This window comes from Sphingobium xenophagum, assembly GCF_031457465.1.
Classification (GTDB): Bacteria; Pseudomonadota; Alphaproteobacteria; order Sphingomonadales; family Sphingomonadaceae; genus Sphingobium; species Sphingobium xenophagum_A.
This window is the reverse complement of record NZ_JAVDWV010000024.1, coordinates 15636-40142: the sequence shown is the minus strand read 5'-3', so window position 1 is coordinate 40142 and position 24507 is coordinate 15636. Positions and strand designations below refer to the sequence as shown.

Genomic DNA, 24507 nt, shown 5'->3' with positions numbered 1-24507 from the left:
CTAGACCCGAAGGTCTCGTTCGACTTGCATGTATTAGGCATGCCGCCAGCGTTCGTTCTGAGCCAGGATCAAACTCTCAAGTTTGATGTCCGATTACATCCAGCCGGAATAAGGCCAAATATAACCGCTCATTTTCAGGAGCCATTCCTGCACAATATATAAACTAGTGGATATATATTGAGACATATAGACAACCCTCCGAGCAAGCTCGATAGGCTCCAATAAGGAACGGCCTAAATTTAACCGACCACACCACGCCTGAAAGCCGTGGCAGACCGGAGCCGCCGCCCACATGTCCCTTCATCTAAACCAACAATGTCAAAGAACCTAAACCAAACTAAAAACCGGACAACAAACCCCACCTGATCCTTACGGTCCAGGTGAACCAGCGTCCCGCCATAGTGGCAACCTTCCAGAGCGCTTCCATACAGCAGCGCCCCGTCCGGTGAACTCGCCTCTAAGGGGGGCAGATGAGTCGGTCAACAGAAAAAATCCAACGCTTCGGCAATTTTTCGCAAAAGCGGTCATCGGCATGTCGCAAAAATGCGTCAGACTTCAACAACTACGCTCTCGCGAGGCGCAGCAATCACAGCGCCAGCAGGAATCCTGCAACGCCAACAATCGCGCCAAGGCCCAGCAGAATCTGGAGCGCCCGTCGAAAGCGGCGGCCATCGGTGACGAACAGGCTGGCCGCCAGAATCAGAGCAAGCAGGCCCCAGAAGCTTGCCACCAGCGGCGCGTCATTACCGGCCCATTGCCGCAGGATGAAGGTCAGCATCAGCACAGCCGGGCTGCCCCAGACGATGGCGTCCCAGGCGCGGGTCAGGCGCGGATGGTCGAGGCCGCGCCGCCGCCGCTTGCCGAGCCAGATCGAGGTGCCGGTCGCGGTCATGGCGCATAGCGCGAGACCGAAGAGGGCATAGGCGATCTTGACCGGCAGGCCGCCATAATTGCCGAAGTGGAGATTATAGGCCGACGCCGCCGCCTGTTGCCCCAGCGCACCGTCGGACAGGCCCGCCGTGCCATGATAGCCACCCTTCGCGTCGAACATATAATATTCGCCGAAGATGAGCCGGTTGGGATGAAGGCCGACGACCTGGACATGCTGCCCGACGGTCAGCGGATCATGCAGGATCAGGTAGCTTGGATGCACATCGGGATGATGCGCCTGCATATAGCGCATGGGGGCTGCCATGTCTGGGACGGGCGCGGATGCCTTGTCCGCTGCACCTTCGCCGCCGAAGATGGGGGCATAGACAGCCTCCAGATCGCCCTTGTAGAAACTGCCCGCCAGGCCATAGCCGGTGACGACCGCGAGGCCGATCATCGCGCCGGTGAGCGCGATCATGACGGTGAAGGGCAGCGTCCAGACGCCGAGCCGATTGTGCCAGTCGGCCAGCCCCACCCCGCCGCGATCGCGGGCGCGCAGGCGGAAGGCGTCGCGGAAGATGCGCGGATGGGCGATCACGCCGGAAATCGCCAGCGCCACGATCATGACGCCGAGCAAGCCGACAAGGATCATGCCCAACGTCGAGGGCAGATGCAGGGTATAATGGAGCGATAGAAGATATTCGGACCAGGCATTTTCCTCCGGCATGGCAATGGCGCCATCGGATGCGACATGCACCGCCTGATGATCTGTGGTGATGGTGGTGCGCGGCAGGTCTTGCGTCGGCAGATGGACATAGAGATGGGTGGTGAGCGGCTTGCCCTGCTCGCTCGCCAGCACGGTTTCCACTGCGCGTTGCACAGACTGGGGCGCGATAGCGCGCATTTCGGGGACGGCGGGCTGTTCGATCCGCTGCCATTCAGCGAAGAAGACGACGATCGTGCCGGTCAGGCAGATAAGATAGAGGAAGGCACCCGCCAACAGGCCGATGGCGGCATGGGCCGACAGTGCATCGCGAACGGTCGCCTTGTCGAAGCCTTTGGCGCGCACGCCTTCGCCATTGCTCATTACATCGTTCCCCACAGGATGGACAGGCCGCCAACCAGAAGCGGCACCCCCAGCATCAGCCATTGCGTGCGCCGCCGCCGTGCCAGCATCAACAGGACGACCAGGATCGACCATAGCAGAGGCGTCAGGAAGAGGGTGACGACATTGGCATTGGCCTCCCCTCCCCCGCTGCCGGATACCCAGACGCGCATGGCCAGCGCTAGGGCGAGCGATGCGACGAGGGCGAGCGGCACCGTGATCAGGAAGGTCAGCAGGCGGCGGCCAATATAGGATGGCTCGCCCGCGTCAGGCAGGATATGCGCGCGCCGCTGGGGCGGGCGGGCCTTGTCACGCGGCGCGGTCCAGCCTGCAACGGCAAGGCAGGCGAAGGCGCAGAGCATCATCGACACGCAAGCCACCGACACGCCCCACGCGCCATGCCCCGCCCCGGCCGCGATCAGGCCGAGGACCAGCAGTGCCCACGCCCCCACCAAAAGCGGAACGGAACGCGCCCGCAACCCCCAGGCGTGACGCAGCAGCAGCACTGCGACCACCGTCATCGCCGATCCTGCCCAGACCCAGGCCATCAGAAGGCGTAAGTCAGCGTGCCGAACACATTGCGATCCGCCCCGATGAAGCAGTCGCCGCGCGCCAGGCAGGCGGCATAATGTTTCTTGTTGAACAGGTTGGTCGCATTGATCGACATGCGCCATTGCCGCCAGTTCACTTCCGCGAGGGCATCGACCAGTGTATAGGACGGGGTGCGCACGACACCGCCGGACCAGTTTTCGCCGACATAGCGGACGCCGGTGCCGAGCCGCAGCGACTTGTCGTCATCCATGCGGATCGTCTTGGTGGCCCAGGCGGACGCGCCATATTTGGGCACATTGTCCAGTTGCCGCTGATCCTCATTTTCGTTCAGATAAGCTTTGTTGTAGCTGAAATTGGCGATGATTTCATAATCGCCGGGCAGCGTGCGGCGGCCTTCGAACTCGAACCCCTTCGATGTCGCCTTGCCCGCCTGCACCGTCAGGGTCGGCGTCAGGTTGATGACGCGGTTGCTCTGCCGGATATGATAGGCGGTCGCAGTCAGCAGGGTACGGTCGTCGGGATGCAGCTTGATACCCACCTCATATTGGCGACCGCGTTCGGGCTTCCAGGGGGTGCCATCATCGGCGCTGCCGGAAATGGGATTGAAGGATTCTGTGTAGCTGAAGAAGGGTGAGACGCCGGTCACGACTTCGGCAATGATGCCCGCGCGGAAGGAGGTGGCGTTCGCCGTTGCCTTCGTGCGGCTATTGGTAGCTGGGTCGAGGCTCTTGGTTTCTACATGGTCGCGCCGTCCGCCCAGCACGATCGAGACACGGTCCCACAAGCGGATCTGGTCCTGCACGTAGAAACCGAGTTGCGCCTGTGTCACATTGCTGTTGGTGCCATAGATATAGCCCGCATCGCCAGGTTGCGGAATACCGCCGCCATAGTTGGACAGGGACGCATAATCGATATTGTAGATGTCGATCGTTTCGAATGCTACCCCGCCCAATCTGCGTACGCGGTTCCAGCTATAATCGACGCCCGCCAAGAGGATATGTTCGATCGCATCGCCGGTGTTGAAGTCGATCCGCACATTATTGTCGGTCGAAAAGACATCGGTGCTGGCATAGCTGCCATCGGCATAGAGACCGATCTGCCGTTGCCCGGCGTCGAGATAGGGGTTGGCGGGGTTGCTGTAGCTGTTGGGATAATGGGTGAAATAGGTGAGATCGGAGTCGATCACCCGCGCCTTGAGGTTCAGACGGACATTGTCGTTGAAGCGATGTTCCAGCAGAGCCGTGCCCTGCAGGGTGCGGCCGTCATAACGATCCCAGCCGGGCTTGCCGATGAACGTATTGTTGGGCAGTTGGCCGTTGGGATTGGGGTATAGCGTGCCCACGACCGGCAGAAACTGAGAAATCGATCCGCCGTCATCTTCCTGATACAGGCCCAGCAGCGTCAGTTCGGTCTGTTCGCCCAGTTTGAAGCGCAGCGAAGGGGCGAGCATCACGCGGTCGTCGGAGACATGATCGACCTGCGTATCGGCATCGCGGACCCGCGCGACGAGCCGCGCGGCGATGCCGTCGGTCAGCGATCCCGTGACGTCGCCCAATATTTCCTTGCGATCGAACGAACCGTAACGGACCGACATTTCGCCATGCGTTTCATAATCGGGCCGCTTCGACACGGTGTTGATGAGGCCGCCGATCGAGCCTGACCCGAACAGCACGGAGGCCGGGCCGCGCACGACTTCGACTTGCGAGAAATTATAGGGGTCGGAACGGATATTGGCGAAATAGCTGAACAGGTCGCGCATACCATCGCGGAACTGGAGCGGGGAAATGCCGCGAATGAAGGCTCCGTCCTCGCGGCCGTCCGCGCCATAGGGGTTGGCGACCACGCCCGATACATAGCGCAGCGTGTCGGCGATCGAGATCGCGCCCTGCGCCTGGTAGGTTTCGGCATTGATGATGCTGATCGGCTGCGGCGTTTCGATGAGCGGCACGTCGGTTTTCGTGCCCGCGCCGCTCGACTGGCCAGCGACCGCAGTGACGACGATGCTGGACTGGTCTGCGCTCTCCGCCGCATCGGGTGCCTGCGCGAAGGATGGTGTGACGGTCATGGCGGTGCAGAGGCACAGCGCGAGCTTTGCGGCCTTCATAAAATCCCTTTTATGCAAATAGCGGGCGTAACGTCACCCTGTCGGGTTGCTACTAATGCGAACTACTATCATTCGCAAGCCGCTATCTTGAAAACGGGTGGATGCTATGCGTCGCAACTGTGGCAATCACGTCACACGCCCGCGCCACCCGTCGCTTGTTGACACCCTTGTCACGGCTCTTTCACGAAATGCGCTTAGCGCCCCGGTTCAAAGGGGTCTCCTGTCATGACAATCCGTATTCTCGCACTTGCCGCGTCCAGCCTTGCCGCACTGTCCTGCTCTGTCGCCTATGCGCAGGCACCTGCTGATCGCGACGATATGATCGTCGTGACCGCCCAGTTGCGCGAGCAGAACCCGATCGAAGTGCCGTTCGCGCTGACCTCGGTAAGCAGCGAACAGCTCAGCCGCTTCGGCATTGAAGAATTTGAGGAGTTGTCGCGCTACGTGCCCGGCTTCGTCGTGCAGAATCAGTCGCCCAACAATCCCGGCTTCGTGATGCGTGGCATTACCTCCGACAGCGGCAGCGCGTTCAACGAACCGCGCGTGTCGGTATTTCAGGATGGCGTCTCCATCTCCAAGTCGCGCGGCTCCTATGTCGAACTGTTCGACATCAGCCGGGTCGAAATCGCCAAGGGGCCGCAATCCACTCTCTATGGTCGCGGCGCGCTGATTGGCGCGGTCAATATCGTGCAGAACAAGGCGCAGCTTGGCACTTATGAAGTGGCGGGCAAGGCATCCTATGGCAATTATAATGCCTGGTTGGCCGAAGGCATGGTCAATGCGCCGCTGAACGATGACATGGCGATCCGCCTGGCCGGGCGCGTCCGCAAGCGCGACGGCTTCATCGACAATCTGCTGGGCGGCGAGGATTTCAACTCGGCCGACACTTATGCGCTGCGTGGCAGCTTCCATGGGGAAGCGGGGGCGCTCAGCTTCGATCTCATCGGCAATTATCAGAAGGATACGCCGGAGGGCACGGCGTTCAAGTCGATCGCCTTCAACCCGACCGACCCGACGACCGGGGCCGTCATCGGCGACAGGGGCCGCAATAGCGGCGCAGCGCTGGCCCCCGGTGCCGGTTTCGAAGGGGGCAAGGCGCTGGGCCTCGATCGTCAGGTTTGGGGCGTTACCGGCATCGCCAACCTTAAGCTCAGTGACCAGTTCACGCTCACCTCCATCACCGCCTTCCGCAAATTCGACACGCTGGAAGTCTTCGACGCCGACGGCATCTCGCTGCCGATGCTGACCGCGGCCGAGCGGGCGCATGGCGAACAGACCAGCCAGGAATTTCGCCTGACCTATGAAAGCGGCCCGCTGACCGCCTTTATGGGCGCGAGCTATTTCCACGAAGACGGCTATCAGCGCACCCCCGCCCAGCTTGACGAGCGCGTGCTGCTCGCCCGTCTGGCCGGTGCGCTGAACGGCGGCGGCGCGATCCCTGGCCGTCCCGCGACCGATCCTGCGCCTGCTGCCCTGTTCGCCAGCCCCGCCTTCACCGGCGCGCTGTTGCAGGGCGTCGCGGCCGCCAACGGCATCGCGCTGTCCGCCGCCCAGGCACAGGCGATCGCCGCGAACCTTAAATCCAACCATATGGAAACCGCGACCAACAGTTCCAGCACGAAGGCTGTCGATCTGTTCGGCGACATTACCCTGCGCGTGACCGACCAGTTCGAACTGGGTGGCGGCCTGCGCTACAGCCATGACGACAAGCGCAGCAGCTATAGCGCATCCGTTCTCAACGGCCGGTCGATCCTGGGCGGCGTGATCGGCGCGCTCAGCCAGCCCGCCGCCGTCCGCACAGCGCTGCTCAATGCGCTCTCCGTCCCCGGTGCAGCCTCGATCCCGCCGTCGGCCGCCTATCCCGTGCCCCTGTTCGGCCTCGCCAATCAGCCGACTGCGGGCAATGGCGGCATCGACAGCGCGAGCCATAAGAGCGGTGGCTTCTCCTGGCGTCTGACCGCGCGCTATATGCCAAGCGACGACGCCAGCCTGTACGCCACTTATGCACGCGGTCGCCGCCCCGAAATCCTGGCCCCGGCCGGCCCCGGTGCGCCCTTCGGCGCGTCCAGCTTCGCCGTGCTGCCATCCGAAACGGTCGACAGCTATGAGGTCGGCATCAAGACCGCCCTGATGGACCGCACCCTGTTCCTCGACGGGTCGGCCTTCTTCTACCAATATGATAATTTCCAGACCAGCGTGCAGCAGGGTACGCAGATCATCACGACCAATGCGGGCAAGGCCGAAAGCTACGGCTTTGAAGGCCAGGCGCGCTGGGTGCCAAGCGATGTCCTCAGCCTTTATGCCAGCTATGGCTATAACCATAGCCGCTTCAAGGCAGGCATACGCGAGGGCAACCGCTTCCGTCTGTCGCCCGACCATAGCTCGGCACTGGGCGCGATCCTGAGCCTGCCAGCGGGTCCGGGCCGCATCGCCTTCTCGCCCAGCATCACCTATCAGTCAGCCGTCTTCTTCGACGATGACAATGACCGCGCCGACCTGCAACAGCCGCCCGCCGCGCTGGTCGCGGACAATATGCAGGACGAAAAGCAGAAGGGCTATGTGCTGGTCAATGCCCGCCTCGGCTATGAAGCGCCCAATGGCGGCTGGCGCGTCGAGGCCTTCGTCGAAAATGCGTTCGACAAGGCCTATATCAAGGATGCAGGCAATACCGGCGACGGGCTTGGTATGCCGACCTTCATCGCGGGCGAGCCGCGCTTCTATGGCGTGTCGGCCAGCTTCCGCTTCGGCGGTGCGAAATGAAGATCGACCGCCGCTCCGCGCTGGGCCTGATCGGCGCTGGCGCTGCCTTCTCCTCGACCGGCGCGACCGCTGCGCAAGCAGCGGCGGTGCGCTTCGACCATGGCGTGGCGAGCGGTGATCCTACTGCCCAGGGGGCCATCCTGTGGACTCGCGTGACGCCCGTTGACGCCGCCCATGCCGCGCCAATCGCGGTCCGCTGGCATGTCGCGCAAAGTGCAGACGCCAAACCGATCGAGAGCGGCGAGGCGCAGGCCCGCCCCGCGCGCGATTTCACCGTCAAGGTAGAACCAAAGCGGCTCAAGCCCGGACAGGATTATGTCTATTGGTTCGAAGCCGCCGATGGCACGCGCTCGCCCAACGGTCGCTTCCGCACCCTGCCGGAGGGCAAGACCGCAGACGCGGTCTTCGCCGTCGTGTCCTGCCAGCTCCATGCCGGTGGCTATTTCAACGCCTATCGGTCGATCGCCCAGCGCGACCGGGTCGATGCGGTCATCCATCTTGGCGACTATATCTATGAATATGGTGCCGACGGCTATGGCACGGAGATCGGCAGCAAACTCGGCCGTATCCCGGAACCAGCGCATGAGACCCTAACTCTGGCCGATTACCGCATCCGCCATGCTCAATATAAGCGCGATCCCGACATGCAGGCCGGGCATGCCCGCGCTGCCTTCATCTGCGTCTGGGACGATCATGAAACCGCCAATGATAGCTGGATCGGCGGCGCGGAAAATCATCAGCCCGCAACCGAAGGCGACTGGCAGGCGCGCAAGGCGGCCGCGATGCAGGCCTATTTCGAATGGATGCCGATCCGCGACGCACAGGATGGCAATCCTTGGGAAGCGATCAACCGCAGCTTCGATTTCGGCGATCTGGCAACGCTGATGATGGTCGAAACGCGGCTGCTCGCCCGCAGCGAAGGGGCCGCCTTCAAGGGCGAGACCCCCGGTGCAGACGAGATTGCCGCGGTGCTGGCAACGCGCAACCGCGCGGATCGCGAACTGCTGGGCGAACCACAGCGGGCCTGGCTCGAACAGGGACTGACCGCCTCGGTCGCGGCGGGCAAGCCATGGCAGATTTTGGGCAATCAGGTGGTGATGGCGCGGGTCGCCGGGCCGGACATGGCCAAATTATTCGGTGCGGACAAGGCGAAGGCCATGCTGGCCTCGCTAGATCCATCGCTGCGTCCCCGCGTCGAAGCGGCGCAGGCGGGCTATCGCGCCGGGCTGCCCTTCAACCTGGATGCGTGGGATGGCTATCCCGCCGCGCGCGAGCGGCTTTATGCCAGCTTCCGGCAATCGGGCTCCCGCCCCCTTGTGCTGTCGGGCGACAGCCATGCCTTCTGGGCCAATGATCTGGCGGACGACGCCGGCCGCCCCGTGGCCGTTGAGTTTGGCACAACGGGCATCACCAGCCCGTCGATCGGCGATGCGATGCCCGCCTTGCCGATCGGTGACCTGCTGGCCAAGGCGAATGACGAGGTGCTGTTCTGCGATCAGCGCGCCAAGGGCTATATCCTGCTCACGCTGACCCCGCAAAAGGCCCATGCCGCCTATATCGCCATGTCGACCATCTATGCGCGCGACTATAGCGAGCGGCAGATCGCAGCCTTTGACCTTGCGGCCGACGCACGGGAAGCGAAGCTGCAATTGGCGAGCAAAGACCCTTCAACCACGTCCGGTCAGTAAATGTCGCGCCTGTACCGGCCCTCTTCGGCCAGCCGGTCCAGCACGGCTTCGCCAAGCATCGTAGCGAGGGCGGCATGTACGCCCTGCGCCATGCCGTGCAGGCTGCCGCAGACCAGGATGGTCGCGCCCTGATCGACCCATTGGGTTACGGCGCGCGCCTCCGCCTGCACCATCTGCTGCACATAGCGGCCACAATCGGCATCGCGAGAATAGCAGCGATCCGCCCTCGCCAATAGGCCATCGGCCAGCCAAGCGGACAGTTCTCCATCGAAGAAACATTCATGCGCGCGCGATCGTTCGCCAAAGAACAGCCAATGGCCGGACGACCCGGCCTGCGCCTGGGCCCGCAAATGGGCGCGCAGTCCCGCTATGCCGGTACCATTGCCGATCAAAATCAGGCGTGTGTCCGCCTCGGCCCTGTCCACATGAAATGCCGGATTGGCGCGCAGCCGCAGCAGCGTCGTTGACCCGACCGGCAAATGGGCGGTCAACCAGCCAGAGCCGAGCCCCAGGCGACCGCCTTCATCGCGAACCTGACGCACGACCAGATCGAGCGTGCCATCGGCAGGAATGGAAGCGGCCGAATATTCGCGGGTCGCAGCCGACCGCAGCATGGTCGCGGCCGCCATTGCGGCCGGGTCGCCGGGCACTATCTCCACAATGTCCCCCGCCTCCCATGTCAGCGCGCTTTGATCGGCAGGCTCGAATTGCAGTTGAAAGGCCCCAGCGGCAGGGCTGCCGGGGTTGAGCAGCGTGCGCGCGACCAGGGTCCAGGGCGTAAAGGGCACGATGGTCTGGCCACGCCGCCCTTCGCCCGCACCCAGATCCTGCAAGGCGGTCTGCCAGGCAGCATCGGCCGCCAGATCATCGGCGTCCATGGCGATCATCGGAAATAGAGGCACCGCCCCTGCTCTGGCGAACCAGCCGTCCGCCTGCCGCCCAAAGCCGCAAAAATGCGGATATTCCCGATCACCCAGAGCGAGCAGGCCATAGTGGAGATGACCAAGATCGGGGGGGTCGTGCGCCAGCACATGGCGGGCAAAGCCACGCGCCATGTCCGGTGGCTCGCCGTCGCCATAGGTGCTGACGACCAGCAACAGGCGATGCGTCGATGCCAGCATGTCCGGCCTGAGCTTGCCGATCGGGACGACCTGCGCCTGCAAGCCACCCTGCACCAATGCAAGCGCGGCATTCCGGGCGCGCATTTCGGCATGGCCGGTCTGGCTGGCATAGGCGATAACGATGTCGCCCTCGCCATCGGAGGGGCATACCCCTCCTCCCAACGCGCGCATATCCCGTTTGCGCCTGCGCCGCGACAGATAGAGAAGATAGCCGGTGATCGTGAACAACGGCATGGTCAGGCTGGTCAGTAGCATCACGATCCGTCCCGGCAACCCGAAAAAAGCACCGCGATGCAGTTCGAACATGCTCTGGGTCAGGATGACGCCCAACGGCCTTCGGTCATACAGGTCGCGCTTTTTGAGCGCGGCGGTTGCGGGATCATAGCTGAAACGGTCGACCTGGCGCAAATGTCGGGCATCGGCCGCGCGCGCATCGAAGCTGATGCTCCGCATTGTCTGGCTCGGCTTTGGCCGCGCAATACGAACCCAGACATAGTCGTCGCCTGTCGCCCGCCGAAATACCCTCCAGGCCGGGTCGATCGCCGGACGCGGCGGAGGCCCGATGCTTTTGCCTCGACCTTCACCCTCACCGCCGCCCGTCTTGCCGGTCAGCGCATAGGTGACGCCCCGCCGATACCAGTCATAGCTCCACCACAGGCCCGTCAGCGCGCTCAGCAGGTAGAAAATGCCTATCCATGTACCGATCACGACATGGAGCGCACGCCAGAGATTGCGCCCGGTCATCCGCAAGTCGAGCACCAGCCAGGCGCGCCAGTCCAGTGCCCGGCGCGGCCAGCGCAGGTAAAGGCCCGACAATGCGAAGAAAATGAGCGCGATGGCGCTGAAGCCCGTGATCTGCCGACCAATGCCATTGCCACCGCCCGGCAGCGCCAGCCAACGGTGCAAATCGTCCATCACATGGAAAAAGTCGGCCGCCACCGGCTCGCCCAGCCAGGCAGCATTCGTGCGGTCAATCCGCCCCTGTTTGCGGCCGGGGCCGTCCTTGGCCGTCAGGCGAACGCCATGCGACCGGGTACGCGGCACCTCCCAATCGAGGCGGCTGACATAATAGCCCGGATTATCCGCTTCGACCCGCGCGATGATCTGGTCGGGGGACAGGTCAGCGCGATTGATGACGCCCGGCGCATAAAGGCGCGGCGACAGCGCCTCGTTGATCTCGTCCTCGAAGCTCATCGACGCGCCGGTCACGCCCATCAACGCCAGGACCAGCCCCGCGGTGATCCCCAGAAACCAGTGAAGCTGGAAGATTACGCGCTTGGCCACTCGACCCCCTTGCCTGCGATTCCATCAGGACTGACGCGAATATACGCGAATGAGACGCATTACAATTGCGATCAATTTGCAATAGCGCTATTGGCCGCCATCATTGTCATAAAGGGGGATATATATGAGCATCTGGCTGATCGCCGCATCTGCGGCTGGCATCGCTGCGGACGGCCCGCTTCCGACCGCCCTGCCCGATCAGGGGCAGATCGAGCGCCGACTGGACGAGGAGATCGTCGTCACCGGCCAACGCCCGACCTTCAAGACGGACGTTGTGCAGGTTGGCGCGTTCCGCAATCAGGCGATATTGGACACGCCCGCCAGCATCGCCGTCATCCCCAGGGCCTTGCTCGATGCCCAGGGTGCCATCGGCCTGGAAGAAGCGCTGCGCAACGCGCCCGGCGTCACGCAACAGGCGACCAGCCCCACCACCAGCAATAATTTCGTCTCGCGCGGCGTGCTGATGAACGCCCGGACCAATTATCGGCTCAATGGCGCGCTTCAGATCATCAACCTCAGCCCGGTGCCGATCGAAAACAAACAGCGGGTCGAATTGCTCAAGGGCGTGTCCGCGCTCTATTATGGCCTTGCGACCCCGTCCGGCATCGTCAACGTCGTCGCAAAACGGGCGGGCGATCGGCCCGTCACCAGCCTCTATATCAATGGCGATGCGGAAGGCAGCGTTGGCGCAGGATTCGACATCGGCCGCAAATTTGGCAGCGATGAACGTTTCGGTGTCCGCATCAACAGCTATTCCGCCCATATCGAAACTCCGATCGACGGCGTGAACGGCCATCGCTACCTCGCCAGCGGCGCTTTCGACTGGCAGGCAAGCGACCGGCTCTCGCTCAAATTCGACATCGAACATTATCGCCGGGCAACGGACGAGCCGGGCGGCATTGCGCTGGCGGCCTTCCGCTTACTCGACGATATTCCCGACCCGCATAGCCGCTATGCCCCGTCCAACGCCCCCTATCGCACCTGGTCCACCAATGCGCTGGGCCGGGCCGACTATGCGCTGGGCGACGCCTGGTCGCTCCGGGCGGAACTGGGCCTTGCACAATCGCGGCGCCAGCGCAGCCGGGCCGACTTCAGCTTCACCAGCGCAGCGACAGTGGAAAGCGGCGCGGGCCGGATCGCTGGCAATTATACCGCGGACCAGGAATATCGGAACGAATATGTCCGCACTGAAATTGCAGGCAAACTGCCAACCTTCGGCATCGAACATGAACTTCTGTTCGGCTTCGCCCGCAACCGGCAGATACAGGAAGAACAGAATCAGCGCAGCTACGCCCCCGTCGCGCAGAATTTCTATGATCCCCGCCGCATCGCCTTTGACAGCCTGACCTTCACCACCACCCGCGTCCTGCCGCGCAGCGTCAATATCGACACCGGATTCTACATGCTCGACATCGCCCATGTCGGCGAAAAGCTCCTGCTGATCGGTGGCGTGCGGCGCGTCCTTTATGATACGAAGGACTCCACCGGCGATTATCGGATGAAGGCGTGGACGCCGACAGGCGGCATCGTGTTCAAGCCGACCCCCAGGTCGAGCCTCTACTTCACCTATATTGAAGGACTGGAAAGCGCAGGAACGGCACCTGCCGGAACGACGAACGAGGGTGATATTCTGCGCCCGGTGCTCAGCAAGCAGATCGAGGCGGGGGGACGCATCGAAGTGGCCGGCGCACTCGCCAGCCTCGCCTATTTCCATATCGACCGGGGCCTTGGCTATATCAACGACGCCAACATCTATGTCGTCAACGGCACGGCCATTCATGAAGGCGTGGAGGCATCGCTTCAAGGCCATGTGACGCCGCAATTGTCGGTCGCGCTGTCTGGTCAATATCTCAAGGCGACCCAGCAGGAAACCGGCGTCGCCACGCAGGAAGGCAAGCGGATCGACAATACGCCGCGTTGGGCCGCCTCCCTGTTCGCCGAATATCACCCGCCTATCCTGCCCGACCTGGGGGTCAATGCAGGCCTTTATTATACCGGCCTGCGCTACGCCGACGCACTCAATGCCTATGTCATGCCAGCCTATACGACCTATAGCCTCGGCGCGAATTACAGGCTCACTCTCAGCAATGATCGTGCCGTCATGCTGCGGGTCAATGGCGACAATCTGACCAACAAACGCTATTGGTCGACGGGCGGCGCGGTCTTCTATGTCGGCCTAGCACGGCAAGTCCGCTTTTCGGCCAGCATGGATTTTTAAGCGGCGCAAGACAGGGAGAGCATAAAGGCGCGAGCCAGAGATGCTACGTGCTCCACCCTGTCGGCCCGCCGCCTTGCCAGAGGCATCAGCAGTTGGCAGGGTAGCTCCGCCAATGCTATGGGAGCGTTACCACGCGCCAGATGGATATAGAGGGGACACCTGATGACAAGAAGAACGACATGCTTGTTGGCGGGTCTGGCACCCCTGCTACTTGTCTCTCCGGTCGGCGCGCAGAACCGGCCCGCCGTCCCGCTCACCCCGCAAATCGACAATAGCCGACCTGACTGGGAAAATCCGGCGATCTTCGAACGCGGCAAGGAGCCTCCACGCGCCACCGGCTTTCCGTTCGAGGACAGCGCCCGCGCGCTGGCGGGGGATCGCGCGGCATCGCGTCGCTTCCTCTCGCTCAACGGCCAGTGGCAGTTTCATTTTTCGCCCAATGTCGATGATGCGCCGACGGATTTCTTTCGCGATGATTTCGATGCGTCGGGATGGAAGAACATCCGCGTGCCGGCCGACTGGCAGGCGGAAGGCTATGACCAGGCGCGCTACAATAATATCACCTACCCCTTCCCCGCGAACCGGCCGCTGATCCCGCATGATCGCAATCCGGTGGGGTCGTATCGCCGCGACATCGACGTGCCGCCGGACTGGTCGGGCGAGGATGTGATATTGCATATCGGCGCTGCGGGCTCGGCCTATTATGTCTGGGTGAACGGGCAGCAGGTCGGCTATAGTCAGGACAGCAAGCTGCCGTCCGAATTCAACGTCTCGCGCTTTCTGCGGCCGGGCAAGAACAGCATCGCGATCCGCATCTATCGCTGGTCGGATGGCTCCTATCTGGAGGATCAGGATTTCTGGCGCGTGTCGGGGATCGAGCGCGAAGTCTTCCTGATGGCGGCACCGAAGACGCGCATTCGCGATTTCGCGGTTCGGGCGGGACTGACGAAGGACTGGCGCGACGGGACGCTGGAGGTGGTGGCGAAGGTGTTGCCCGGCACCGGGCCGATGACTGTGCGCGCAACGGTGATGGATGGCGAGCAGACGCTCTCGCGCCGGACGATAGCGGTTGCGTCGGGCACGGCCGAACAGACCGTGCGCGTTGCCGACCGGCTGCCGAGGGTGCGCGCCTGGTCGGCCGAAACGCCCAACCTCTACACGCTGCTGCTGGAGTTGCTGGACGACAAGGGCGCGGTGGTGCAGGCGACCGCCCAGCGCATCGGCTTTCGCGATGTCGCGATCCGCGACGGACAATTGATGGTCAATGGTCGCCCAATCATGATCCGCGGCGTCAACCGGCACGAGCATGACCCGGACACGTTCCACGTTATTTCGATGGCGTCGATGCGGCGCGACATGGAGATGATGAAGCGCAACAATGTCAACGCGGTACGCACGTCGCATTATCCCAACGACCCGCGCTGGTATGATCTGGCCGATGAATATGGCCTCTATGTCATGGACGAGGCGAATATCGAATCCCATGCCTATATGGAGATGGGATGGAAGGGCGAAGCCGAACGCAAACTTTATCAGATCGGCTATGATCCGGCCTGGGACGCGGCCCACGTCTCACGCGTGGTCAACATGATCGAGCGGGACAAGAATCATCCGTCGATCATCTTCTGGTCGCTGGGCAATGAGGCGGGGATCGGCCCGGCGTTCGAAAAGGCGGCGGCCGAGGCGCGGCGACGCGACCCCACGCGGCTGATCAACTATCTGGGCTGGGGCACGCTGAGCGAACCGAAGCCCAATGCCTATGCCGATATCTTCGCGCCGATGTATTATAGCGTCGATCAGACGATCGCCTATGCCCGCGACCCGCGCTTCACCCAGCCGCTGATCCAGTGCGAATATGCGCATATGCAGGGTAATAGCGGGGGTAATATGGCCGACTATTGGGAGGCCATCTACGCCCATCGCAAATTGCAGGGCGGCTTCGTGTGGGACTGGGTGGACCAGTCGATGCATGCGCGCGACGAGACGGGTGAGCCATATTGGGGCACCGGCGGGATCTATGGTCCCAATCCGGGTGGCGACATCGAATTTGGCGACGGGTTGATCCAGCCCGACCGGACCCCCAATCCGCATCTGTTTGAACTGAATAAAGTCTATCAGCCGATCGCATTCGTCGCAGATGACTTGGGCAACGGGCGGTTCACGGTGATCAATCGCCATGATTTCCGCAGCCTGGCCGACTTCGATCTGGGCTGGATATTGCTGGAAGACGGGATCGAGGTGGCGCGTGGGACTATCCCCACCCCTGCTGTCGCCGCGCGATCGGAGGCTGCGATTACCGCTGCCTTGCCGCAGACCCGCAAGGCGGGCCGCGAATATGTCGTGACGCTGACCGCGCGCGCGCGTGGCGGGGCGGTGCCGCTGGTTCCGGCGGGGCATCTGGTTGCCTGGGATCAGTTCGTCGTGCCGGGTGCCGTGATGGTGCAAACGCCGGATGTCGGCGGGCCGGTCAGCATCACCGATGACCAGGCCAGTATCGTCCTGGCGGCAGCGGGGTCCGACCTGACGATCGACCGCGCGACCGGGCTGATCGCCTATCACAAGGATGGCCGCGCCATCTTGTCGGGCGGCGCGCCGCATTTCTATCGCGCGCTGATCGACAATGATATCGGCACCGGCGTCGCGCGGACCCATGCGATGTGGAAGACGGCGTCGGAGAAACGCAGCGTCGAAGCGGTGACGCTGGACCAAGCGGACAAAAGCGCTGTCGCCGTTAGTGTCCGGTTCAATGTCGGCGATGGCGTCGCGCGGTTCGAGAACCGCTATGTCCTGCGCGGCGATGGTCAGGTTGGGGTGGAAGCGCAGTTCACACCGTTGCAGAAGGATCTGCCCGATCCGCTGCGCATCGGCCTCGCCTACAGCATGCCCTCTGCGTTCAAGAGCGTCGAATGGTATGGCAAGGGGCCGCATGAAAGCTATGCCGACCGCCAGACCGGCGCAGCGCTGGGCCGCTGGACCGGCGCGATCGCCGATCAGCACCATGATTATATGCGGCCGCAGGAGACCGGTAATAAGGTCGGCGTGCGCTGGATGAAGATTGGTGGCGCGACCATGCCGTCCCTGACCGTGAAGGGCATGGAGCCGCTGTCCGCCAATGTGCTGGCCTTTCCCTATGGCGACCTGGCGCGGCGTCCGCCCGGCACATGGCGCAGCAGCGATATCAAGCCGCATGGCGACGTCACGCTGCTGATCGACAAGGTGCAGAGCGGGGTCGGTGGCACCGATAGCTGGAGCGCGCTTGGCCGACCGTTGGAGCCATATCGCATTCCGGTGACGCCGCACCGCTATGGCTTTACGCTATCGGTCGATGCGGAGGGGGTGGCAACGACAGGCGCGCTGCCCGCCACCGCAACGGACATGCCGATCCGCTTCTAACGCAAAAGGGGCGCGCTGCCTGTCGGTAGCGCGCCCCCATTCGGTTTCGCGTCAGCCGTCTCGCTCGGCATAATGGAAATAGTCGAAGTCGGCGACGGCCCCTGTGCCCGCCATGTCCTGACAGGCCATGCCGACGAACGTGCCGGTGAAGTTGGGCAAATAGGGCAAGGTCGCTTCATCGGACAAGATGCTCGCGTCCCAATCGCCGGGAACTTCGTGCCAAGCCTCTTCATCGGCCATGCGGTAAGAGAAGCGCATTGTTTCATGATCTACGTCCAGCCGCAGGCAGACGGGACCGCGCGCGATCGGGATGGCGGGCGAGGTGGTGCTGGGACGGGCCTCATCGGGCACGACCGACAATATCTGGATCACCGGTTGCCCCGTATCGTCGGCGGTGATGTGCAGATAGTGGAATTTCGTGCTGTTATAATAATGGATCAGGCCGGCCGACTGCTGGAAGTTGGCAGGACAGAATTCGACCTGCGTTTCCGCGCTGAAGCGCCATTCGCACTGGCGTCGCGCCACCAGCGCCTGGGTGAAATGGCTACCCACGGATTCGCGTCCGAACAGGCGCAGATGGCCCGGCCGATCGGTCAGCGAGAAGATATGGTCGGGATAGGGCGTGCGCAGCCATTGGAAGTCTGGCGGCAGGTTGGGATCGTCGAAATTCGCGCGATCATCGGTGAGGGTGCGCGCGACGCTACCGCTCCCGACCGACGCCATAGGGCGGCCCGACCCGTCGATGGTGCGTAGCCAGCCATCCTCGCCCCAGCGCATCGGCTGTATCGCGGTTTCCCGGCCCAATATGCAGCGATCGGACGCGGGCAGCGGGCGGCCGCAGAGATAAACCAGCCAGGGATCGCCCTCCGCCGTTTCCACCAGATCGCCATGACCAGCGCGGGCGAGCGGGCCGCCGGGCTGATCCCGCGCTGTCAGCACCGGCCCATCGGGATGCAGTTCATAAGGGCCAAAGAGCGACCGCGCCCTTGCCATCACGACGGCATGATTGCGCTCCGTCCCGCCCTCGGCCACCAGGATATGATAATAGCCGTCGCGCTTGTAGAGATGCGGCCCTTCGGTGAAGCCCAGCGGGCTGCCAGCAAAGATGTTATGCCGCTCGCCCAGAAGGCGGCCGGTGTTGAGGCACATCTGCTGAATGACGATCCCGGCGAAGCGTTTGTGGCCGGGGCGATGATCCCACAGCATGTTGATCAGCCAGCTACAGCCATCATCGTCATGAAAGAGCGCGGGATCGAAGCCGCTGCTGTTCACATGAACGGGATCGGACCATTCGCCGTCGATCCGGTCGCACCAGACCCAATAATTATGGAAGTCCCGCAACGATACGTCCGTTCGGTCGGATCGAGTGGTGCGGCCATAGCGTTTGACGTCGGTATAGGTCAGGTGGAACCGGCCATCGGCATAGCTCAGATCCGGTGCCCACACGCCGCAGGAATCGGGATTGCCGCGCATGTCGAGTTGCGCCGGGCGGCGCAGCGGCCGGGCAACCAACTGCCAATCGGCCAGATCACGGGAATGATAAATCTGCACGCCCGGATACCATTCGAAGGTCGAGGTGGCGACATAATAGTCGTCGCCGACCCGCACGATCGAGGGATCGGGATTGAAGCCCCGCAGGATAGGATTGGTAATCGAGGTCATACCGGTTTTCGCACCAAGGTCCAAAGTATGGCGGCGCCGACAAGGTCCAGCAGCCCAAGGAGAATGAAGAAGGGGCCATAGCCGACTTGGTCGACCCAACTGCCGAGCAGCAGGGTGAAGATCAGCACACCCAGATTGGCCGCCGTGCCCGCGATGCCGGTGGCCGTCGCCACCTCATCCTGCGGGAACAGGTCGGCCGACATGGTGATGACGGTGACCGACAGGGTTTGATGGGCAAAGCCTGCAACGCAGAGCAGGGCGATAGCCGCAACGGGGCTTTGCACGATGCCGACGAACATCATCGAACACATCAGCACCGCGCCGACGGTAAAAGCGCCACGCCGCGCGTCGATCAGATGGACGCCCCGGCGCTGAAGCCAGGCGACCAGCGCGGGGCCTGCGAGGCAGCCAAGGTCAGCGGCGAGGAAGGGCAGCCAGGCGAAGATCGCAATCTGCTGAATGTCGAAATTGCGCACCTGCACCAGATAGAGCGGCATCCACAGCGAGAGCATCCCCCAGACCGGATCGGCGAGAAAGCGCGGGAGCGCGATGCCCCACATATCGCGACGGCGCAGCATCGTGCGCAGGTCCGGGCGCTTGCGCTTCTGCTGCAGCTCCGCTTCCTGCCCGTCGAGGATCTTCGTGCGCTCTTCCGCTGTGATAGCCCGGTGCCGTGCGGGCGTCTGATACCATAACAGCCACAGGATGAGCCAGACGAGGCCTAGGCCGCCCGCGACGAAGAAGGCCGCGCGCCAGCTATGGGTGAGAACCGCCCAGGCCACCAGCGGCGGCGCGGCGACGGCACCCAACGATGCGCCGATCTGGTATAGCCCCCCTGCCGTTCCACGCTCGCGGGCGGGGAACCATTGGGATACGACCTTCATGCCCGCAGGCTGCGCGCCGCCTTCGACCAGGCCGAGCGCGCCGCGGAGCGCGAGAAAGCCGAGCCACCCCTGCACCAGCCCATGCGCCATGGTGATGAGCGACCAGATCAGCACGAAGAAGGTGAAGCCGTAGCGCAGGCCAGCAATGTCGAGCACATAGCCTGCGACCGGCTGAAACATGATACCGATCTGGAATGCGCCGGTGATCCAGGAATATTGTTCGGACGTGATGCCCTGTTCGCCCATGATCGTGGGGGCGGCCACCCCCAGGACGCTGCGCGTGAGATAATTGATGGTCATCGCGATCGCGAACAGACCGATGATGGTCCAGCGGACATGCCTGAAATAGGTCAACGGACACACTCTGCGTTAACGTTATCATAGCGATGTAGGCGAAGGCGGCCGGACGCGGCAAGCGCTAATGTGCGGGAGGGCGCGCATCCGCCCCGATGGACGTCATCGTCTTTGTCTTGACGGGCCTGCCATCTCGCTAGAAATGGTGCGATTGGTTCGAAAGGATGATCTTGAAGCCTCCCCATCCTCAGCAGCGCAGCGCGACCGTGGTCGATGTCGCCAAGCGTGCGGGCGTGTCCGCCATGACCGTGTCGCGCGTTATCAACGGCAATGGCAAGGTGCGCGCCGAAACCCGTCTGGCGGTCAACGCCGCCATCGCGGAGCTGAACTATACGCCCAATGTTGCCGCCCGTGCGCTGGTGACGTCGCGCGAGGTGCGGATCGGCGTGATCTATTCCAATCCGAGCGCCGCTTTCATGCATGATTTCCTGATTGGCGTGTTCGAGGAAGCGTCGGTCATGGGCGCGCAATTGACGCTGCTCGGCGGGCAAGATGGTCGCCCACCGCCGCCCGAAGCGATCCATCGGCTGATCGGATCGGGCGTGGGCGGCATCATCATCGCGCCGCCGCTGGGGGAATCGCGCGTGGTGCGCGACCCCATCCACCTGGCGCAATTGCCGATGGCGGTCGTAGGGGGTTATGCGCGCGATGCGATCTGCGTGCGGATCGACGATCGCGCCGCAGCCTATGACATGACCAAACATCTGATCGGCCTTGGTCATCGCCGCATCGGCTTCATCATCGGCAATCCCGGTCAGTCCGCCAGCGAAGACCGGCTGGCGGGCTTCGACGCCGCCGTTCATGAGGCCGGGGGTATCGAGACAATATTGGTCCAGGGGGACTTCTCCTATACGTCCGGCTTGCTGGCGGGCGAGCAGTTGCTGGATATCGACCATCCGCCGACCGCCATCTTCGCGAGCAATGACGACATGGCCGCTGCGGTCGTCTCCGTCGCCCATCGCCGCCACCTGTCCGTGCCCGAAGACCTGACCGTGGTCGGCTTTGACGATACCACCGCCGCGGTGACGCTGTGGCCGCCGCTCACGACGATCCGCCAGCCCGTGCGCGAACTGGCGGCCGAAGCGTTGCGCCTTTTGACCCAGGAAATCAGCACCTCGCGCAAGGTGCGCCATCCCAAATGCCTGCTGGGCCATCAGCTTATCGAGCGGCAATCGACGGCCGCCATCGCGGGATAGACGATGGCGGCCGGCTCGATCGGCGGGTGCAGGGGGAGGTCGCACCGCCGACCGTATCGGTAAGGTCAGAATTTGAAGCGCACACCGGCACGATACATGCGGCCTACGACATCATAGAGAGCGGGATTGGCGAAATAGGGCGAGCGTGCCGGGTCACGATCGAACAGATTGTCGACCTTGGCATAGGCAGTGATCGCGGGCGTCAGATTATAGGTGCCGCCTATGTCCATGTAGAAGGCGCCGGGCATGAAATTATTGTCGATCGTCGGATTATTGTTGGTCGATTCCGGGCAGCTGCCGGGCTGACATTCGACATATTGTTTGCCCAACACGCCGTCGGAAAACCAGCGTTCCTGAACATAGATGGAGAAGGTGTCAGTGGCATAGGTCTGGATCGCCAGCCATTTCCAGTCGGGCGTATTGCCCAGGTTCGCGCCCGCCGAGTCCAACGGAACCGAACCGAACAGGCCGTTGTCGGTCACGAACTTGCGGATATGGGTCGCCAGCGCGCGCAACGTCAAGGTGCCGTCCAGCCCCAGTGGCCGCTGCCACACATAGCTGGCTTCGATGTCGATGCCTTCGGTCTTGATCGACGCCAGGTTGAAGGCCTGGACATTGATGAAGTTCGGCCCGTTCTGGTTGTTCAGATTGAACGCATTGCAAGCATCGGGCAGGATTTCGCGGAAGCAGAGATTGACGATGTCACCAGCGCCCAAGCTGGAAATCACGTCAGTCAGGTTGATCTTGTAATAATCCACCGACAGGCTGACGCCCGGCAACCAGGGAGCATTGGCCAGCGCCACACCAAAGGTGGTGTTGCGCGCGATTTCCGGTGTCAGGTCGGTATTGCCGATCTGGTTCTGGATAGCGAGCACGTTGACGTTGCGGAAGGGGTCGAAGAAATTGGGCAAGGTGGTGGTGACGGGCGCTGCGAAGAGTTCCGACAGGTTGGGCGCACGGACATCGCGCGAGGCGACACCGCGCAGACGCAGCCCCTCGATCGGCAGATCCCAGGTGCCGCCAACCTTCCAGGTCCACACCGTTCCCGACGTGCTATAGTCCGTTACGCGGGCCGCGGCATTGATGTTGGCGCGGCCGACGGAGCTGCTGTCGAACAGCGGGAGGTCGATTTCGACAAAGGCTTCCTTGACGCTGTAGGCACCTTGGCCGTTCTTGTAATTGCCCGCATACCAATTGTTGCCATCGGTCAACAGCGCGGGGTCGGCGGGATATTCGCTATTGTTGGGCGACAGGTCGGACACGCCCGCGCCATAGGGGTCGGCCGTGACCTTATAATATTCATGGCGATATTCCGCGCCAAACGCGACCGATAGCGGCCCAGCCCAAAGGTCGAAGGGCGAGCCGGAGAAATTGAGGCTGACCACATCCTGCGTCTGGCGGGTCCGCTGATAGGGACCGTTTTCGGGCATGATGTAGGACAGGGCAGCGGCGGACGGCGGTGCGCCGCCGAGGATATTGAGGGGCACGCAGCCATTGGCTCTGGCGACCGGATCGGCACAGACGATCGCGCCGTTCAACGTCACCGCCTGAATCGCCTGGTTGAAGCGGCGCGAGAGCATGATGTTGGTGACATCGACGTCGGTATAGTTGGTGCCATGCTGATAATAGGCATCATAGGTCCAGTCCGACCCGGCAACCGGAACGCGGCCCTTCGCGCCAGCGACGAAGCGATATTGGCGGCGGTCGGTATAGACTTGCGTATTGCCCAGCGCCGCATTGCTGGTGCCATAGGCGAAATTGGTGATGCCCGCCGTGGCGCACGCCTGCTGCACAGATGCCGGCACGAAGGGATTGCTGCATTCGATCGTCAGGTTGGGCCGGTTCATGCCTCCCACCGGCTGGTTGTTGGTTTTCACCTGCGCGATGTTGACGGTCCCGTAGATTTCATTGTCGGGGGCGAATTCGAAGCCCAGACGGCCGTAGGTGTTCAGCCGCTTGATGCTCGATTGCAGCGACCGACCGGCATCGACATTGCCCGACAGATCGCCGCCGATGCAGAAGCCGGGATAACAGCCATTGACCGCGCCCGATGCGTTGCCCGACGGTGTGCCGTTGGAGCCATATTGGAACTGGAACGGATTGCCCGCCTGGTCGAAGGCGATGCCCTGCAACGGCCCCGCGGTGATCAGCCCATATTTGGTGTAATTATAGGGCTGCGCATTATCGAGCAGCAGATATTGGGGCGATCCGTCGTTGAGCGCATTGCGATTGATCAGCGTGGTCTGCTTGAACCAGTCGCGGCCACCGGCCAGCCCGATGCCGAAATCGCCGCCGCCGACGCCAGCCTCATCACCATATTCGGCGCTGACCACGGCGCGCAGGCGACCGTCGAGAAAGCTTTTGCCCGCCGCCAGTTGGACGAGATATTGCTCATTATCGCCATAGGTGGACACGCCGCCCTGGATATTGCCCTTGAAGCCTTCAAAACGCGTGTCCGTGATGAAATTCACGACCCCGCCCACGGCGTCCGATCCATAGGAGGCCGAAGCGCCGCCATTCACCACATCGACCTGCTTGATCAGCAACTGCGGGAAGAGACTGACATCGGGGATGCCGGTGACATTGGCACCAACGACGCGCTGGCCATCCAAAAGCGTCAGCGTGCGGATCGGCCCCAGGCCGCGCAACGAGAAGGAGGACAGGCCCTGCTGACCGCTCGACGTGCTGAACGTGTTGACCGTTGATCCCGTCGAGCCTTGCAGCGACGGCAATTGCGCGATGGTGGTGAAGATATTGGGCTGCGCATTGGCCTCGATCTGCTCGGTGCCGATCATGGTGGTGGGCGTGGGCGCATTGAAACCCGTGGACGTGATGCGCGACCCAGTGACGATGATATCCTGGTTCGTCCCGGCCTGGCCGGCCGATGCCACAGTCGGCGGCGCTTCCCTTTGGGCGACGACGGTCGGCGCGTCCTCCTGTGCCAAAGCCATTGTCGGCAAGGCAAGAATCGATGCTATCGCTATCATAGACCCTGCCGCTCCAAAGGCAGGCCGCCGTCCATGGCGACAATGTAGCGTGGATTTGCTCATATTATCCTTCTCCCAAGACATTGTTTTTATTCGATAGGTATATGGTTCGCGGCAAAAGTGGCATGACATCCCCCTTCACACGCCAAGCGCTGGCCTGGCCGAGGGCGCGCCGATAACCGACCCTTGCAATGGTAACGTTAACCTGATTTATGAAGACCGATCCGGGCTGTCAACAATCTTGTGCGCCAGCCGCGACATTATGTCTGCCAAGCGTTCCAGGGCGATGATCCGCCGGGGCCGAAATAGGCGAACCATTGTCCGGGTCG

At 62.7% G+C, this 24507-nt stretch carries 12 protein-coding genes and 1 rRNA gene; 5 read left to right on the top strand and 8 right to left on the bottom strand.

Translation table 11 applies throughout. From position 1 onward, the window contains the following. The 4 genes from J2W40_RS18820 to J2W40_RS18805 form a co-directional block, all read right to left on the bottom strand. Positions 1 to 84: ribosomal RNA gene (locus J2W40_RS18820) — 16S ribosomal RNA — on the bottom strand; the annotation flags it as partial. Between the two features lie 502 nt (positions 85 to 586). After that, complete coding sequence (locus tag J2W40_RS18815; RefSeq protein WP_310227501.1) at positions 587 to 1957, bottom strand: PepSY-associated TM helix domain-containing protein; 1371 nt, start codon at positions 1955 to 1957, stop codon at positions 587 to 589. Then, positions 1957 to 2496, bottom strand: coding sequence for a hypothetical protein (locus tag J2W40_RS18810; protein WP_310227500.1), 540 nt, complete (start codon positions 2494 to 2496; stop codon positions 1957 to 1959). Before J2W40_RS18810 ends, J2W40_RS18815 begins: the two co-directional genes overlap by 1 nt. 26 nt (positions 2497 to 2522) lie before the next feature. Further along, a complete protein-coding gene (locus J2W40_RS18805; RefSeq protein ID WP_310227499.1) occupies positions 2523 to 4631 on the bottom strand; it encodes a TonB-dependent siderophore receptor in 2109 nt (702 codons plus the stop codon). A gap of 225 nt (positions 4632 to 4856) precedes the next feature. On the opposite strand from J2W40_RS18805, the gene J2W40_RS18800 reads away from it, so the two are divergent. Together J2W40_RS18800 and J2W40_RS18795 are read left to right on the top strand one after the other, a co-directional pair. Continuing rightward, positions 4857 to 7391, top strand: a complete 2535-nt coding sequence (locus tag J2W40_RS18800; RefSeq protein ID WP_310227498.1) for a TonB-dependent receptor — start codon at positions 4857 to 4859, stop codon at positions 7389 to 7391. Then, on the top strand, positions 7388 to 9079 hold the full coding sequence (locus J2W40_RS18795; RefSeq protein WP_310227497.1) for an alkaline phosphatase D family protein: 1692 nt from the start codon (positions 7388 to 7390) through the stop codon (positions 9077 to 9079). Before J2W40_RS18800 ends, J2W40_RS18795 begins: the two co-directional genes overlap by 4 nt. Here J2W40_RS18795 and J2W40_RS18790 read toward each other — a convergent pair. After that, on the bottom strand, positions 9073 to 11484 hold the full coding sequence (locus J2W40_RS18790; RefSeq protein WP_310227496.1) for a PepSY domain-containing protein: 2412 nt from the start codon (positions 11482 to 11484) through the stop codon (positions 9073 to 9075). The two genes, J2W40_RS18795 and J2W40_RS18790, sit on opposite strands and share 7 nt — an antisense overlap. Before the next feature lie 124 nt (positions 11485 to 11608). Between J2W40_RS18790 and J2W40_RS18785 the strand changes: the two genes are divergently transcribed. Both J2W40_RS18785 and J2W40_RS18780 read left to right on the top strand, forming a co-directional pair. Next, positions 11609 to 13702 carry a TonB-dependent siderophore receptor gene (locus J2W40_RS18785; protein ID WP_310227495.1) on the top strand — a complete coding sequence of 698 codons (2094 nt, stop codon included), beginning with the start codon at positions 11609 to 11611 and terminating at the stop codon, positions 13700 to 13702. Between the two features lie 162 nt (positions 13703 to 13864). Continuing rightward, complete coding sequence (locus J2W40_RS18780; RefSeq protein ID WP_310227494.1) at positions 13865 to 17095, top strand: glycoside hydrolase family 2 TIM barrel-domain containing protein; 3231 nt, start codon at positions 13865 to 13867, stop codon at positions 17093 to 17095. A 51-nt stretch (positions 17096 to 17146) separates the two neighbouring features. Here the strand turns inward: J2W40_RS18780 and J2W40_RS18775 are convergent, their stop codons facing one another. Together J2W40_RS18775 and J2W40_RS18770 are read right to left on the bottom strand one after the other, a co-directional pair. After that, on the bottom strand, positions 17147 to 18757 hold the full coding sequence (locus tag J2W40_RS18775; protein ID WP_310227493.1) for a glycoside hydrolase family 43 protein: 1611 nt from the start codon (positions 18755 to 18757) through the stop codon (positions 17147 to 17149). Then, complete coding sequence (locus J2W40_RS18770) at positions 18754 to 19995, bottom strand: MFS transporter (RefSeq protein WP_310227492.1); 1242 nt, start codon at positions 19993 to 19995, stop codon at positions 18754 to 18756. The genes J2W40_RS18775 and J2W40_RS18770 overlap by 4 nt, the downstream gene beginning before the upstream one ends. 164 nt (positions 19996 to 20159) lie before the next feature. Between J2W40_RS18770 and J2W40_RS18765 the strand changes: the two genes are divergently transcribed. Then, positions 20160 to 21191, top strand: coding sequence for a LacI family DNA-binding transcriptional regulator (locus J2W40_RS18765; RefSeq protein ID WP_076605617.1), 1032 nt, complete (start codon positions 20160 to 20162; stop codon positions 21189 to 21191). Positions 21192 to 21256: 65 nt separating this feature from the next. Here J2W40_RS18765 and J2W40_RS18760 read toward each other — a convergent pair whose 3' ends face one another. Next, positions 21257 to 24142 carry a TonB-dependent receptor plug domain-containing protein gene (locus tag J2W40_RS18760; protein ID WP_310227491.1) on the bottom strand — a complete coding sequence of 962 codons (2886 nt, stop codon included), beginning with the start codon at positions 24140 to 24142 and terminating at the stop codon, positions 21257 to 21259. Positions 24143 to 24507: the final 365 nt, after the last annotated feature.

What these genes read in the sequence shown, in the direction of transcription:
- J2W40_RS18810 (WP_310227500.1), bottom strand. Translation starts at nt 2,496, where the DNA reads ATGACGGTGGTCGCAGTGCTGCTGCTGCGTCACGCCTGGGGGTTGCGG.
- J2W40_RS18800 (WP_310227498.1), top strand. Translation starts at nt 4,857, where the DNA reads ATGACAATCCGTATTCTCGCACTTGCCGCGTCCAGCCTTGCCGCACTG.
- J2W40_RS18785 (WP_310227495.1), top strand. Translation starts at nt 11,609, where the DNA reads ATGAGCATCTGGCTGATCGCCGCATCTGCGGCTGGCATCGCTGCGGAC.
- J2W40_RS18780 (WP_310227494.1), top strand. Translation starts at nt 13,865, where the DNA reads ATGACAAGAAGAACGACATGCTTGTTGGCGGGTCTGGCACCCCTGCTA.
- J2W40_RS18795 (WP_310227497.1), top strand. Translation starts at nt 7,388, where the DNA reads ATGAAGATCGACCGCCGCTCCGCGCTGGGCCTGATCGGCGCTGGCGCT.
- J2W40_RS18765 (WP_076605617.1), top strand. Translation starts at nt 20,160, where the DNA reads ATGATCTTGAAGCCTCCCCATCCTCAGCAGCGCAGCGCGACCGTGGTC.
- J2W40_RS18805 (WP_310227499.1), bottom strand. Translation starts at nt 4,631, where the DNA reads ATGAAGGCCGCAAAGCTCGCGCTGTGCCTCTGCACCGCCATGACCGTC.
- J2W40_RS18815 (WP_310227501.1), bottom strand. Translation starts at nt 1,957, where the DNA reads ATGAGCAATGGCGAAGGCGTGCGCGCCAAAGGCTTCGACAAGGCGACC.
- J2W40_RS18775 (WP_310227493.1), bottom strand. Translation starts at nt 18,757, where the DNA reads ATGACCTCGATTACCAATCCTATCCTGCGGGGCTTCAATCCCGATCCC.
- J2W40_RS18760 (WP_310227491.1), bottom strand. Translation starts at nt 24,142, where the DNA reads ATGGCTTTGGCACAGGAGGACGCGCCGACCGTCGTCGCCCAAAGGGAA.